Below are 15,070 nucleotides of genomic sequence, written 5' to 3'. Positions count from 1 at the left end.
CCTCGTTCCGTAACTTGACGTACCGCTTCGATCTTAAACTCTTCGGTAAATCGTTTCCTGCTCATAAGACCTCCTTTATTGCCTAAATGTTAGGCTAAGAAGTGTCTACAAAACTAGTAGCGATTCAGCTGTCGGTTTCGGGCGTAGTGGATATCCAGCTCGGCTACTGAGTGAGATTATAAATGCACGAACTTCCGCGGCTTTATTAAAAGCCAAGCGCTACACCATCCCGACGCCCATCTGATCCACCTAGAAGGACGCCACGAGCATTGTCCAGCCATATAGCATGACAAGTTCCTAGAGGATTAGCAGAAACATGAGGGCGGTGGCCTTTAGAGCGCAAACCAAATGAATGAAGGCCATCCTATAAATAATTACGCTCTAAATAAGAAATTTATAGTTGCTGACCTCACCCCAAACTTAGGGATAAGGTAAATCTGAGCTTATCTCTTATAACCCCTAATCTCTTTCACGCACTCACCCACCAGCGCAGGTCCGCGATAAATTAGTCCGGTGTAAAGCTGAACAGCATTGGCGCCGGCCTGGATTTTTTCGACTGCTTGATGGCCTGACATGATTCCGCCAACGCCGATGATGGCAAAATCTGGGTTGAGTCGTTGTCTGAGTCGCTTGATCACCTCAAGCGATTTCTCATGCAGGGGGGCACCGGATAATCCACCAGCCTCTTCAGCATGTTTCATGCCTGCGACTGCTTCGCGTGACAAAGTTGTGTTGGTTGCGATCACGCCGTCAATGCCGTGTTTGGGTAGAACCTCGGCGATGGTGTCAATTTCTTCCACGGTTAAATCAGGTGCGATTTTGACGACGAGCGGAACTCGCTTGCCGTGTAAGTCGGCGAGGCTCTCGCGTTTGTTCTTCAACTGTCCCAGCAACAGATCAAGCTCGTGTTCGCCTTGCAGCGCGCGCAGGTTTTTTGTGTTGGGAGAAGAAATGTTCACTGTGATGTAGTCGGCATGCGGATAAACACCTTCGAGTCCAATCAGATAGTCGTCAGCTGCACGCTCAATCGGTGTGTCAGCGTTTTTTCCGATATTCAGACCCAGAATGCCTCCATGCTGGCGCCACGTACTTTTCTTGACGTTAGCCAGAAATGTATCGAGTCCCAGATTATTGAAGCCCAGGCGGTTAATCAATGCCTGCGCTTCAGGGATACGAAACATTCTGGGCTTAGGATTGCCGGGTTGCGCGCGCGGCGTGACGGTGCCGACTTCGATAAAACCAAATCCCAGATTACCCATCGCATCGATATGCGCGCCATTTTTGTCTAATCCGGCAGCAAGTCCGACTGGATTGCGTAACGACAACCCCATTAGTTTGGTCGGGGCTAAGGCGCGTTCGCGCATGAAACCGCGCGTCAGAGAACAATCGTAGGCGCGTTGCAGGGCCGATAGCGTAGCCTCGTGAGCGGCTTCAGGGTCCATGGCGAATAGAGCCTGGCGGGCGAGGGGATAAGCATGAAAGAGAATCGACATAGCAAGCGGATGTAAGTGAATTAAAGTGCGGGGTCGGGACTATCCTGCCAGACCCCATTTATTCTGAACTGGGCAGGTTTGAAACCCGCCTTGTAAGCCATTTTGTTACTCTGACTTACCCAGTATCCCAGATAGAGCCAGGGTAATTTTAACTGCCTGCACTGCCTGATCTGCCAGAGAATACCGTAGGTACCTAAACTGCCTGAGGCATCAGGGTCATAAAAGGTATAAACCGACGAAAGGCCATGCTCGAGCATATCGATGATCGACACCATGCGCAGGATGCCATCTTCATCCCGAAACTCCACCATGCGCGTGTTGACACGACTGGTTAGTAAAAATTCACTGTATTGGGATCGGCTGTCATCATCCATGCCACCGCCTGGGTGGCGGGCGGCTTGATAACGCGCGTAAATATTGAAATGCTCTTCGGATAAGGCAAGTTCAGCTACGAGCGGCCGAAGATTCTGATGCCGCTTGTATGCCCGTTGCTGGCTTCTGTTGGGCGTGAATTTTTCTACATCCACCCGAATCGGAACGCAGGCTTGGCAACCATCGCAATGCGGACGATAGGTAAATAAGCCGCTGCGACGAAAGCCTTCATCCACCAGTCGGGAATAGACCTCGTTATTAATGAGATGACCCGGTGCGGCGACTTGCGAACGGGCTTCGCGTCCTAGCAAATAGCTGCAAGGGTAGGGGGCAGTCGCATAAAACTGCAGCGTCGCAAAAGGGAGTTCTTTAATTGTGCTCATCTACACCGGCAATATTATTGTGTTTTGAATATTTTGACCGCAATCGACCGCTTGAATCAATCCATCCTTGTCTCCAGGCTGGGGGTTCTTGAGTGCAGGCGTGCTTGATATGTTCAATAAATTCATCCCGCTCGACCGGATGTGCCCCCATGCTTGCAAGGTGGGCGGTTTGCATTTGACAGTCTATCCATAGAACGCCCTGGTTGCGTAAAAACTCCACCAAATATGCCAGAGCGATTTTGGATGCATCGGTTGCACGGCTGAACATGGATTCGCCGAAAAACATTTTGCCTATGCTCACGCCGTATAGGCCGCCGATCAACTCACCATCACGCCACGTTTCGATGCTGTGAACCTGGCCGGCCAGATGCCAGGCCAAATAGGCCAATTGCATTTCTTCAGTGATCCAGACGCCGGGTTGATCAGGATCGTCTCGGCGAGAACATGCCCGCAACACCTCGCTAAATGCAGTGTCAACACGAACCTGTATGCCATCCTGGCGAAACCCATCATCGTCTGCGAGTTCTTGACGTGCAGTCTGGCGTAGTTTTTTGCGTAAAGAGTGTGACGGTTTGAACTCGTCGCACTTTAAAACCATCCGAGGGGCAAGCGACCACCACAGAATAGGCTCGCCTTCCTGATACCAAGGGAAAATGCCCTGCGAATATGCAGACTGCAAGCGCTTGATCGATAAGTCCGCACCCGCCGCTAGAAGGCCTGCCGGGTTGGTGAGAGCCCGGTGAACCGGTGGAAAGGGGGTGTCAACATCAAGCCAAGGCAGTTGCACCGAATTCATGGGCGGCGAGGGGATATGCGACTAGGTCAGGGACGATGCGGATTGCTGAGGGAATAGTGGTGCGTTTGAAAGTCGCCTGTTTTCAAGTCATCGATGTAGTGCTTTAGCGTGGTGGACACTGACTTGAAAGCCAGATTGTCCCAGGGGATTTCATCCAGTTCGTACCAGCGGGCCTCGATTGTTTCGGGTCCGGGATCCATGTCGGGGCCGGTAGCCTTGGCCAGAAAATACACATGCACCTGATCAACCTGGGGGATATCGATGACGGTATAAAGCATGCCGAGCTTGATTCCGACGCCGGCTTCCTCCTGCGTTTCGCGTTCAGCACCTTCGGACATGGTTTCGGCCAGTTCCATAAAGCCTGCCGGCAACGTCCAGGTGTTGGCGCGCGGCTCGATGGCGCGCAGGCATAGCAGAACCTTGCCTTCCCAGACGGGAAGCGTACCCACCACCAACCGTGGGTTTTGGTAATGAACCGCCCCGCAGTGTTCGCAGAGGTCGCGCTCGCGATTGTCGCCGGGAGGGGCTTTGCGGGTGATGGGCGTAGCACACTGGCTGCAAAATTTTTGCAGGCGTGGGGCCGGAAAATAAAAATCGGATTCTTGGCTCATGAAGCTGATTTTAAGGTATTAAAGCCGAGCAGCGCGCAAGCGTTATCCTGTCGGATAAAAGTCAGCGGAGCCGCGTTGGCGAGGGCTTGAAATCGGGCAGAACGGTCAAGAAGCGTTATCTGTACTGAAGAATTGGGATTTTCAAGTGCATCCAGCAGTGTGGATCCCGTCGGCGTGGACAGGATGTCGGATAGGGCAAGCAGATCCCGGTCATCCATTCGAGCTGGCCCTAAGTCGGTGGTGGCGTATAACTGACCTTGTTCGTCGGCAAACCAAGCGTTGACTTGTTTGACGATCACGTCGTTATGCGTGACGACTTCACCCTGATCAGGACGTAAATGCAGGATGAAAGGAGCAGCATCCAGGCGGACATATACCCGTTGAGGGCCATTCTGGAAAAACCATCTTCCATCAGGCTCGCAGGCGTAATTGCGATTCATGAAGCCCAGTATCTGAGTGTTGGTGATGCCTTCGCCCATCCCTCCCTGTTGCGCATCTCCCAGAGGATGCAACCGCCAGGCACCTCGGGCCGACAAGGACAGCCATCCGGTGACGGCAGGGACATTTGGCCAACGCTGCAATGCATCTAAAACGGATTGATCCATGATAGGTGATGCTCAAGTGAACGGTTAGGACATAGCCTGATCAGTGGCGGCTGTTTTTGGAGTTTTTTTCCAGAAATAGAAGAACAGGCTAACGCACTGGCATATGACCAGGCACAGAAATGCACTGGTGAGGGCATTACGGGAATTCATGCCAAAGGCTTTGAACATGTCCGTGAGCAGGCCAACTCCCCACTGGATGACAAAAACGCCGGCAAACATGACGAGATTGAAGGTGGTGAGGACGCGACCCGCCATGTTTTTTGGGTAAGCCAACGCGGTTTGGGTCTGCATCAGAATCACCGCGGGAACACCGGGTGTGAAAACAAGCCACATGATCCATGACGGGTATGCGCGCCAGACCAACATGATGATTCCGCAAATTAAAAACCAGAAAAAAGCGGCGACGGACTGACTTGCAAGGGGAATACCACGCTTTTCAAGTCGCGGGCTGATAAAGCTCATTGCGATATAACTGACCAAAAGCGCGGCATTGAAAAAGAGGAGTTTTTCGCTGGCCTCTACGGGCGACATGCCAAGAACCTCAGTCATCCATGGTCCGGCCCAGAGCGACTGAAACGCAGCAAAGCCACCGGCAAAAAAGATGGTTGTCGGGATGACCCTGAGCATGATCGGGTGTCGTAAAAGCGATATCAGGCTTGTCGGCTGATCCGCTGTCAAAGGTGTGTTGTGATGAAGATCATGGTCGCCGGTCATGAAATAGATCGCAGCGGCAACCGAGGCCAGCAGACCGGCTGACAAAACGAAGAATGGTCGCCAACCGATCCATTCGGCCAACGCTAGCGCAGGTTGAGTAGCGAATAATGCGCCCGAAGTCCCGGCAATCAGCATCCACAAAGCGAGTTGCGCTTGTTTGTGCGAGGCGAAACTACGCCGGAAATAGGCATAAGGTGCCATCAGGCATGCGGATACCCCTATGCCGATCATGATGCGTCCGATCGAAATCATCAGGAGGGATTGACCGGCTGCAACAACCAAAGCCCCTATCGCCGCGATGATCAGAAGATAGGACTCGGTTCGCCTTGCGCCATGACGATCCAGCCAAATACCAAGAGGCAACTGCATGGCGGCAAAGGACAGAAAAAAGGCGGAGGACAGCCATCCGAGTTCACCGGCCGATAAGGACAAATCCGATGCCAGAAGAGGGGCAAGGGCTGCATTAACCGAACGTAAGGCGTAAGATAGAAAGTAGCCGGCGGCAAAACTTACAAAAATGCGGACGGCATTTGCCCGAGAAATTGGGTTGCTGGAGTGTGAGGCAATATTAGGCATGGGATTCAGTTGGGACTTTAGTCCAATCGTAGCCTAATATAAGAGGAACCAAGTGGGAGGAGTCGAAATTGAATTCGATCCGAATCCGGAGTTTGAACTGTTGGAGGCGCAACCCGGAATCGAACCGAGGTACACGGATTTGCAATCCGCTGCATAACCACTCTGCCATTGCGCCAATAACGTGTCACTTTAGGGTTTAACACGTTGCAACAAGGGTGTAATCATACTACAACCTTGCCTGCGACTTTTTTAAGGATAAGAAACAATGAGCACAGGGATGAACCGTCGTGAATGGATGAAGTGGTCGGGTACTGCAATGGCCTTGTCGGCCTTGCCGGCTTGGGCGCAAACAACATGGCCGACCAAGGCGATTGTCATGGTGGTGCCTTTTCCTGCTGGGGGCGGTACGGATGCCTTTGCCAGACCCTTGTCCGCCGGCTGGACTGCGCAGCTCGGCAAACAGATCATCATCGACAATAGGGGCGGTGCCGGTGGCAACCTGGGGGCAGGTGTTGCCGCCAAGGCGGCCGGTGACGGCTATACGCTGTTCATGGGCGGGGTCCATCACTCGATTGCCCCTTCCATGTATCCCAAACTTGATTACGATCTTCAGAAGGATTTCATCCCCCTGGCATTGGTCGTGCGCGTGCCCCAAGTGCTTGTTGTCAATGACAAAAAAGTGCCCGCTGATTACAAAGCCTTCATGGAGGCGATCCGCAAGAACCCCGGCAAGTACAACTATGGCTCAGCCGGTTCTGGTACATCGCATCATCTGGCAGGCGAACTGTTCAAGATCCAGACTAAAACAGACATTACCCATGTGCCCTACAAGGGAGCAGGTCCTGCCTTGCAGGGGTTGCTCGCAGGCGACGTCGACATGATGTTTGACGGACTGGGCTCTTCTGCAAAATACATCACATCCGGCCGTTTGAAGCCATTGATGGTTGCGGGTGATAAGCGTAATCCCGCCTTCCCCGACATCCCTTGTGCGGCTGAACTGGGCTTGCCCGACTATACCGTGACCACCTGGTACGGTATCTGGGCACCTAAGGGCACGCCAGCGGATATACAGGCCAAAATTATCGCGGACATCGAGAAACTGCCCGATGTTGAGGTCGTCAAGACCGCGTGGGCTCAAAACGGTGCCGAGTATCCGAAATTGACCGGACCCGAGTTCGGAAAATTCGTCGATAGCGAGATCAAGCGCTGGGCTGAGGTCGTGAAGGCCTCGGGGGCGAAGCTGGATTGATTCAGTGCTTGATTAGCAAAACGCTCAATCGAAATTGTTAGTCTTAACCCGTGGATGTCACAAGCATTCGCGGGTTAATTTCTTTTGTGGCAGCCTTTGGTCTTTAGTCTAACGATAAATTCCACTGAGTTGATCAATCAGTTTCATTACCTTGTGTCTCAACTCTAGCGGTCCCAGCACTTCAACATCTGGTCCTTGCCGCAAAATATCCTGAAGCAGTTCCCAGTCCTCGCCATAGGGGACTTCCAGGGTGTAACTTCCATCGGCATGAACTTCACCGACCTGTTCGGGGTGCCATATTTCGCGTGCAACCCACTGCGCCCTGAAAGGGGTGAACTTTAATTTCGCCACTTGACGGTTTTTGCCGGTAAAAATTCCATAACTGGATTCGAAGGTTTCACGTAGTTGCTCTTCGGGTATGTCGATCGCCTTTTGTTCTAGCAGCGTGACGTTATTTATCGCATCCAGCGAAAAACTTCTTAAGCTTTCGCGCAGATGACAATAGGCATCCACATACCAATTGTCGCGGTAGTAAACCAATCGCTGTGGTGATATTTCTCTCTCGGTTGTTTGTCCGGTCGGCCGTGCAAAGTGCTGCATGGTGACCCGCTTGCGCTGAACTAGTGCGTAGGTGACAAGCTGAAAATAATCACCCGACACATGGCGCTGAGCCATCGGCAAGATACGAATCCTGTTTCTCGCTTCAGCAGAGTTACCGATACCGTCCTCAAGCAAACTTTCAAGCCGCTGTTTAAAGGGGGCTAACTGCGGATGTAGTAATCCACCAGGCTCAAGCTTTGAGATCAATTCAATCATCGTCAGCAATGAAACTATTTCTTGCTGATTGAACCAGATACCGGGCAATTCAAAGGTTTTATCGTTCGATTGCTGACGGATTAGCGCATAGCCTCGCAGTGAGGCGTCCCAAGCAAAAGGGATTCCTAGCCGGTCGCGCATATAGGCAAGATCTCGGTTCAATGTGGCGCGCGATACCTCTAAAGCTTCCTGCATCTGCTTCATGCTGACTGATTGCTTGGCCATCAACATGGCTTGAATCTTGTAAAAGCGTTCTGTGCGATCCATTTAATCCCGTCACTTAGCCGCAGTTCATTAGCAATAACTTAATGCTAATTATTGTTTAGTGCAAGTCGAATTGACTAGTAACGGGATTTAGCGTCCGTATACATTGAAGCCGCCCGCTCCATTCGGTAAAGTTTGAGTCAAACCATTGGAGTCATAGGTGTTATAGCCACCTGCTCCATTTGGTAGGGTCTGGCTCATCCCGTTAGGCCCATAACTGTTGTAGCCACCGGCACCATTAGGCATAACCTGTGTCATGCCGTTCGGACTGTAGATGTTGTAGCCGCCAGCGCCATTGGATTGAACCTGAGTCATTCCATTGGGTTCATACACGTTGTAACCACCGACACCATCAGGTAAAACTTGACTCATGCCATTTGGGCTGTAAACGTTATATCCACCCCCGCCATTAGGCAAAATTTGCGTCTGGGCGTTTGCAGCATTGATGCACAGCCCAAACGAGATCGAGCAGGTTAGACCCAGATCAAGCAGAATCACCGCGAGCGAGCATTTTTGAAGCATTGAAATCTCCCTTTAGGGAAATGATGCTCTCTTTACTGACTCACTGAGTGATACTGCGAATTCATTTTTTAAGATAAGTGTTGGATTGTTGAAGGTTCGGCTAGGCAAACATTTGGAAAAAAGCGTCTAGTGAATACGCGCCATCGACATCAGGTAGCGCTGGCATATTTGCAGTGATTTCAGTTGAAAAAGCGATCAATTCCTTGTCCAGTGAAATCAACACCACTTGGCTGCCTTTTTTGAAGTTCACGTTGGCAAGTTTGCCGAAAACAAGCATCGACTGATTGCGAATGGGACCATCCGAGTACAACCCGACTACTTTGCAATCCAGATCGGCCCATTGATCGCCCAATTGTGCCGAATTGCTGAGAATTCGAATAGCTCTGCCGATCTTTTGCTTGTGAGGTGAAGTCAGGCTGGCAAGTGCGTCTTCCCAAAGATTACGCTGTGTGCCGTTTGCGTTGGACAATTCGTAATCCAATGCCGTAAATACAGATTTATCCAACTGTGGGCGATCTTCAATGGCGTTGGATTTCTTGCCTGATTGAGTGGTTTTAGTTTTAGATGGTGCTTTAGGCTCTGCGCGCATTGAAGGCGTTTTTGCCCGATTCAGTGCAGGAGAAAAGCGCGTGATCAGCGCTTCTTCCTCAGTGGAGTAGGCGCTGACTTCGCCTGTAAACAAAAGGCTCATTGCAATATTGGCGGATTCGCGAAACCAAACCTCTAGACAATTACCCTCACCAAACGCACCCTTGACACGGTCAATACGTTCAGCTGGAGCCTGTTTAAGGCCACCGAGGTGCTGATTCATGCGAATTGCAATGCCACTGCCTGCCTTGCCGGCGTACATCACATCGTGATTCGAATCAGTCTTGCGGTGCAGCCAGAGATAAACCCCCGCTTTTGTGCTCTTTTTAGCATTCAGGCTGTCGAACAAAAATTGACCATTTAGGCCGGTCTTAAGGAAACCGGCTTTGGAAAAGCCCATGCTGTTCAATTCTTGCTCTGTAATCATTTCATGCCTCCAAGTGGGTGAAACTGCATATTACGAATAGATTGCAACAAAAAACGTAGCAAAACGATTTCTCAGTTCAAATTTCAAATCTCAGGCCGCTTGAATAAACCCCATCGGCCGTGCGCCAGTGCTTTTTTTCAGTGAAGTGGCTTTGTGCAGAGCGTTGAACACGGTTTGAGCCGTGTGATGTTTAACGAATTTAGACTGACGCAGGATTTGGGCAAAGTCACCTGGAGTCAGATTAATTAATTTTTGTACTGAAGCCCCCCAGATTTCGACATCTGATTTGATTTCAAGCTCAGCGCAAGTGGCTTTGAAAAGCCGCAAAGATTGAGCTGAGGTTAAGAAGTCAAATTTCAGGCACATATCAAAACGTCGCAAGGCAGCTTCATCAATGTCAGAAATTCGATTTGTGGAAGCGATAAAAATGCCTTCGAACGAATCAATTTCAGTCAGGATTTGATTCACCATGGTGATAGTCCATTTTTGATTTGACTGAGCGCGTTGGCTCAAAAAACTGTCCACTTCATCGAATTGCAAGAGGGCTTTCGTTTGACCGGCACGTTTAAAGGCAGCGGCAATATTTTGTTCGCACTCTCCAACAAAAGGGCTGAGCAGATCAGATGCCTTGAACGATAGATGAGGTAAGCCTAGGCTCTTAGCCAACCATTTGCCTGCTTCAGTTTTACCTGTGCCTGGTGGGCCAAACAAAATCAGGCGACCTTGGCCGTTTTGACGCATACCGTCCAGAATATCCGGCAAGCTCGCATCACAATGAATAAAAGCAGGATCAAAGCGTGGTTTGTCTGCGATCGCGTCGTCATTCATTGCGATTTCTGTTGCGCCTTGAATGCGAAGCTTGTCGTTGAGCAGTTGTAACGCCACCTGATTAAGGTCCAGTGTGGTCTTGTTTTTAGCGATCGTCTTCAGAACGGTTGCAGACTTTGAGATCAGCGCCGGTGAAATTGCAGGGGACTTTGCGGCCGCGCAAAGAGTTTTTTGATTCACAATGCCTTTAAACGCCCTTTTGAGTAGACGAAGGCGTTGAGTCTCAGGAGGCATGTTCATTTCAAAGCAAATTGCAAAACGGCGGATGTAAGCCAGATCGAAGTTGTCGATTGAGTTGGCAATCCAGATCGTTGGCAGGATGTTGCTTTCTAGGGTCTGATTGATATAGGACTTGAGTGCTGCGGTGGGGCTTTTATCGCAATCCGCGGCAAACATCGGAGCTGAGTCGAACACTTCTTCGCATTCGTCGAATAAGACAATCGTATGGCCTTGACTGAAAAAGGGTTGTGCCAGGCGATGGCTTCTGAATCGACGTGTAGCCGAAATCGGATCGCCAGCTTCATTGCAGGCGCTGACCTCCATCAATGTGCAGCCAAGCTCTTGTGCGACCAGTTTTGCGAACTGGGTTTTACCTGTACCGTTCATCCCGTATATCAAAACGTTGACGCCTGAATCCTTGCTTTTTAAGGCATGCATCAAGTATGTTTTAACTGTTTTTAGGCGATCTTTCACATGACGGTAATCCACAGAACGCAAGTGGCCTGCTGAGGCCTGATGCACAAGGCCTTGCAATATTTCGCACATGTTTTGCTGATCTTTCAGCATCAGGCTCACAAACATTGGAGTAATTAAATCAATGCAATAGCGCAGCGTGCCCGTGTTGTGCATATCAAACTGAATTAGTCCTGATTTACGCAAGGTGGATTGCGTGCCGAGCAGATTATTCAAGACGGCTGGCTCAAGACCAAGAACAGGCGCAACACTTTTAACAAGCAAAAACTCATTGAGATGATTGCCGATCATGTTGCAACAATCTGAGAGGATTTCTTCGGTATGAAGCAGAATAAAAAATCCAAGTACTAATTTTTCATTTTCCGAGAGCGCGACAATTTCAGACAGTTTGTCCAGATTGATTTTTATACGTTTAGGCAGAACGACAGCATGACCCAAGCTTGATTCCCATTCGTTTTGCTTTACCTTAAGTGCAGCCAGTAATGCGCTGAGGTTGTTTGAGTGGACAAAGCTTTCATAATTTTCAAGCCCGAGAAATTCGCAAACTTGTGCCAGGGTAAAGCTTGAAGAGCGATTAAACTGCTCAAGCGCAGGGGTGTAGAGCAAGGTGCGCAACATCCAGATACGAAGAGTCATTCCATACTCCTCGCTGGAATCAATCAGCTTTTGCAACTGAATCGTTGTCAATGCACTACATTCAAGAGCAGGAGGGCATTCAGACTCAATGGCTTCAACAAGTTTCAATTCTTCAGCGAAAATGTCCATTTCTGCTTGCCTATGGGGTCAGTGAGTGGCTTTACATACTAGTGCTCGATAGCGACAATATTCATAGCTATCTGAATATTTCAATCAATTGTTCGAAGGGATTTGAATGTCTAGCGCTTCTCAGATACGGCAGCAAAAACTGATCGATAGCATTCCAGAAAACGGGACGGCAAAAACTATAGGTCAGCTAGCAATTGAATTGCGGCCCTTTTATGCATTGCGCGATATAGACGAGAGGTCAGTAAAAGCTCGAATACGTTCCGATGTTGAATTGCTTAAGTTGGTATATAAAGATCTCCTTGAATGCGAAGGCGGTCGTAAGGATCAATCGGGGAAAAAATCCATTACGGTCAAATGGAAGAACAATTCCCGTCCCTTGAACCGTGTTGCCTTAAGCACTGCTCAGATGATTGCCTTTGCCACAATCAAAAAAATGGGTACTCACTTGCTTCCCAGGCATATGGAAGACTCGCTTTCTGTTTTTACTAGTGCATCTGAAAACGAGGCTATTTCCCAGTCTTCTGCGTTAAATCCACAGGCAGGTGACAGAAAAAATCGTAGTGCCGCCCAGAAATGGTTGAGCAAAATACAAAGCGTTCCTGAGCGCATCGAATTCATTGAGCCTGATGTCAGTCCGGATGTTGAAGAAAAGGTGCATCGGGCTCTCATGGAAGAGTCGGCAATTGATATCAAGTACAGAAATAACCAGAACTGGAAATCGGTGTCGCCCTTGGGTATCGCTCAGCAAGGGGCAAGGACTTATCTGGTTGCCCTGTACCAGAAACAGACGACTCCAATCACTCTGCTGCTTGCGCGCATCAGAGATGTCCGCCAATCTACAGCAATTTTCGAGTCCCCCGAGGGCTTCAAGCTAGATGCTTATTTGGCAAAAGGGATCGCCAAACCTGAATCTGCATTTTTGAGTCCCGATAAATACGGCAAAGACATTAAGCTCAAACTATGGGTTAAAGGCGATACGCAGTGGCTTAAAGAAACGCCCTTGAGCAGGGACCAATGGACAGAGTTATGCGACAGTGACCAACCACAAGGCGACTATATCCTATCTGCTACGGTGCGCATGACTGAAGGACTAGTCTGGTGGCTACTGAGCATGAGCTATCACGTGAAGGTTTTAGGGCCTCAGCACTTGATCAAACGGTTACAACACGATTTGCAACTGGCATCCCAAAATTATTCAAGCAAATTGACTGAATAAAAAGCGATAGCGACGGATTTTGTCGCATTCATGGTTCAAGATGTCACCATCAATCAATATAGATAGGTGAAGAATATGCTGACAAAGTCGCTCATTATTAGCCATCGGCAATGTCCCAAGCGCATGTGGTTGCAAGTCAATCAGCCTGAGCTTGCAGTGATCGATCCGTCAGCCCGCTCGCGAATGGAGGATGGCAATCATGTTGGCGATATTGCGCGTCAACTCCATCCTGACGGTGTTTTGATTTCAACGCTCAATCGCAAGCAGGCACTGACTGAAACAGCTGCGGTGCTCTCTGGTACGCGCCGATCGGTATTTGAGCCTGCATTCATGGCCGATGATGTATTGGTGCGTGTGGATTTGCTTTTGCCCGACGGCGATCACTATCGGGCAGTTGAGGTTAAATCCTCTACATCCGTCAAACCCTATCACCTTGATGATCTTACTGTACAGACATGGGTGATGCGAAAATCCGGATTGCCACTGTCACGGGTGTCGCTTGCCCATATCAACACCCAATTCGTATATCCCGGTCATCAGGATTATCAAGGCTTGTTTCATGAGGTAGATCTGACAGCAAAGGTAGAAGAAAAGATCCCTGAGGTCGCAGACTGGGTTCAGGCTGCCAAGGCAACTTTGGCCCTGGACGAAGTGCCGCAAGTGGTCTCTGGGCCGCAGTGCAGTGATCCCTTTGCGTGTCCGTTTGCCAGCCACTGTAAGCCTGTCGAACAAGAGGTCACTGAGTATCCGGTCGAGATTTTGCCGCGCGGCGCTAAGGAGGCTATCGAATTGCGCAAGGCGAATTATCGGGATTTACGCGAAGTTCCCACTGGAATACTTAAAAACGAGGTGCATGTTCGTGTGCATCGTGCCACGGTCAATGGGCAGGCAGAGCTTGATCGCCAAGCGAGCGAAATATTAAATGCGCTGCCATGGCCGCGGTATTACCTCGATTTTGAAACGGTTGCGACCGCAATCCCGTTATTTGCAGGGGTTCGTCCTTTTGAAGCCATTCCTTTTCAATGGTCATGCCATATTGAGCAGGAGGATGGCACACTTTCGCATAATGAATTTCTGGCACCAGACGGTGAAGACCCTCGACGGGCATTTGCCGAAACACTCATTAACAATCTAGGGCAGTCAGGGCCGATCATTGTCTTTAATCAATCCTTTGAAAAGGGCCGCATCTTATATTTGGCCGAGCTATTTCCCGATCTGATGCCCGAATTGAAAAAAGTGGCTGATCGTTTGTTTGATCTGCTTGTCGTGGCAAGAGAGCATTATTATCACCCTGATATGCGCGGTTCGTGGTCGATTAAATCTATCCTGCCAACCATTGCACCGGCACTGACTTATTCAAATCTTGACGTCGGACACGGCATGGATGCGCAGGACTCATACCGAAAAATGATTCGGCCAGATACGTCGCAAGCGGATCGTGAATCTTTGAGACATGCATTGCTTGAGTACTGTCAACTGGATACATACGCGATGGTGGTTGTTGCGAATGCATTCAGACTGGGTGAAGTTGATCACTCGTAAAAAATCTGCGACAAAATATCTCTTCTGACTGCTCTGTGTATTGCCTGCATTGCTTGCATCTTTTCGGGCTGACAAACGCGACTAGATTGCTGAGATTGCAAGGAGCGACTGACGCGCACTAATTGTCCGTCTCTAGCGTAAGTCGACGCGTATCGCATATCCATGTCTGCATCCTGAATCCGAAACGTTGTCCCTTCAGGGATTTTCGTGATCTTGATCGCAGGGTCAAAGACAAGCTCAAAATGCTCTTCATATGCATACGATGAGCACAGAAAAGGCCTTGTCGCTTCAAAGTCCGGGTTTGCGTAGCCCCGCCAACAAGCAGTCGATTGTCCTTGAAAATCCGCATGAATATCTGCCTGAATAAAGTAGTCAGTTAGAGGGTTAGTCATTAAAGACAATGATTTACCCTGGTAGTGCAAAATTTCGGTAACTTGTGCAGTCATGTCGAGTCCAGAGCTAAAAGAACAGTTTCGGGCAATAAATGTATGCGTCCGGCCAACCCATCTTGACCATCTGCCTGCGGTGCAAGTTTGGCAGTGACGGTTTTCGAAGCGTATCAGATCGTCTGTGGTTGCCAGTTGTGTGGCAGCAGATCCGTGATCTGGCG

The 15,070-nt window shown here is 49.7% G+C and carries 14 protein-coding genes and 1 tRNA gene; 3 read left to right on the top strand and 12 right to left on the bottom strand.

What is annotated here, in order from left to right:
• Positions 1 to 443 precede the first annotated feature (443 nt).
• From G3I67_RS14610 to G3I67_RS14580, 7 genes are all read right to left on the bottom strand, one after another.
• On the bottom strand, positions 444 to 1,493 hold the full coding sequence (locus tag G3I67_RS14610; RefSeq protein WP_163656284.1) for a quinone-dependent dihydroorotate dehydrogenase: 1,050 nt from the start codon (positions 1,491 to 1,493) through the stop codon (positions 444 to 446).
• 20 nt (positions 1,494 to 1,513) lie between these two features.
• Complete coding sequence (locus G3I67_RS14605; protein ID WP_163656282.1) at positions 1,514 to 2,248, bottom strand: arginyltransferase; 735 nt, start codon at positions 2,246 to 2,248, stop codon at positions 1,514 to 1,516.
• Positions 2,235 to 3,035 carry a leucyl/phenylalanyl-tRNA--protein transferase gene (gene aat / locus G3I67_RS14600; RefSeq protein ID WP_163656286.1) on the bottom strand — a complete coding sequence of 267 codons (801 nt, stop codon included), beginning with the start codon at positions 3,033 to 3,035 and terminating at the stop codon, positions 2,235 to 2,237. The genes G3I67_RS14605 and aat overlap by 14 nt, the downstream gene beginning before the upstream one ends.
• A 35-nt stretch (positions 3,036 to 3,070) precedes the next feature.
• A complete protein-coding gene (locus G3I67_RS14595; protein ID WP_163656281.1) occupies positions 3,071 to 3,655 on the bottom strand; it encodes an NUDIX hydrolase in 585 nt (194 codons plus the stop codon).
• A complete protein-coding gene (locus G3I67_RS14590; protein WP_163656279.1) occupies positions 3,652 to 4,260 on the bottom strand; it encodes a DUF2946 family protein in 609 nt (202 codons plus the stop codon). The genes G3I67_RS14595 and G3I67_RS14590 overlap by 4 nt, the downstream gene beginning before the upstream one ends.
• Positions 4,261 to 4,284: 24 nt before the next feature.
• Positions 4,285 to 5,550, bottom strand: a complete 1,266-nt coding sequence (locus G3I67_RS14585) for an MFS transporter (protein ID WP_163656278.1) — start codon at positions 5,548 to 5,550, stop codon at positions 4,285 to 4,287.
• Positions 5,551 to 5,651: 101 nt separating this feature from the next.
• Positions 5,652 to 5,725 (bottom strand) — tRNA-Cys (locus G3I67_RS14580).
• A 90-nt stretch (positions 5,726 to 5,815) separates the two neighbouring features.
• Between G3I67_RS14580 and G3I67_RS14575 the strand changes: the two genes are divergently transcribed.
• Entirely contained in the window at positions 5,816 to 6,799 is a 984-nt protein-coding gene (locus G3I67_RS14575) for a Bug family tripartite tricarboxylate transporter substrate binding protein (RefSeq protein ID WP_163656277.1), read from the top strand.
• A gap of 108 nt (positions 6,800 to 6,907) precedes the next feature.
• Here G3I67_RS14575 and G3I67_RS14570 read toward each other — a convergent pair whose 3' ends face one another.
• The 4 genes from G3I67_RS14570 to G3I67_RS14555 form a co-directional block, all read right to left on the bottom strand.
• Positions 6,908 to 7,882 (bottom strand): helix-turn-helix transcriptional regulator, encoded by a 975-nt coding sequence (locus G3I67_RS14570; protein ID WP_163656276.1) that lies wholly within the window; start codon positions 7,880 to 7,882, stop codon positions 6,908 to 6,910.
• 87 nt (positions 7,883 to 7,969) lie between these two features.
• Positions 7,970 to 8,401, bottom strand: a complete 432-nt coding sequence (locus G3I67_RS14565; RefSeq protein WP_163656275.1) for a hypothetical protein — start codon at positions 8,399 to 8,401, stop codon at positions 7,970 to 7,972.
• Between the two features lie 100 nt (positions 8,402 to 8,501).
• Complete coding sequence (locus G3I67_RS14560) at positions 8,502 to 9,416, bottom strand: hypothetical protein (protein ID WP_163656274.1); 915 nt, start codon at positions 9,414 to 9,416, stop codon at positions 8,502 to 8,504.
• A gap of 90 nt (positions 9,417 to 9,506) precedes the next feature.
• Positions 9,507 to 11,702: an AAA family ATPase gene (locus G3I67_RS14555; RefSeq protein ID WP_163656273.1), complete on the bottom strand. Its 2,196-nt coding sequence runs from the start codon at positions 11,700 to 11,702 to the stop codon at positions 9,507 to 9,509.
• Between the two features lie 106 nt (positions 11,703 to 11,808).
• Between G3I67_RS14555 and G3I67_RS14550 the strand changes: the two genes are divergently transcribed.
• The gene (locus tag G3I67_RS14550) at positions 11,809 to 12,918 is read left to right on the top strand and encodes a helix-turn-helix transcriptional regulator (protein ID WP_163656272.1); all 1,110 of its coding nucleotides are present in this window, start codon (positions 11,809 to 11,811) and stop codon (positions 12,916 to 12,918) included.
• A 75-nt stretch (positions 12,919 to 12,993) separates the two neighbouring features.
• On the top strand, positions 12,994 to 14,460 hold the full coding sequence (locus tag G3I67_RS14545) for a DUF2779 domain-containing protein (protein ID WP_163656271.1): 1,467 nt from the start codon (positions 12,994 to 12,996) through the stop codon (positions 14,458 to 14,460).
• Here G3I67_RS14545 and G3I67_RS14540 read toward each other — a convergent pair.
• Positions 14,451 to 15,070, bottom strand: a 620-nt coding sequence (locus G3I67_RS14540) for a hypothetical protein (protein ID WP_203583685.1), incomplete at its 5' end; no start/stop codon positions are given. The genes G3I67_RS14545 and G3I67_RS14540 overlap by 10 nt on opposite strands.

The organism is Sheuella amnicola, from assembly GCF_010499255.1.
In the GTDB taxonomy this organism is placed as follows: Bacteria; Pseudomonadota; Gammaproteobacteria; order Burkholderiales; family Burkholderiaceae_B; genus Zwartia; species Zwartia amnicola.
Note: the sequence above shows the minus strand (reverse complement) of the source record. Positions and strands in the feature narration are given on the sequence as shown.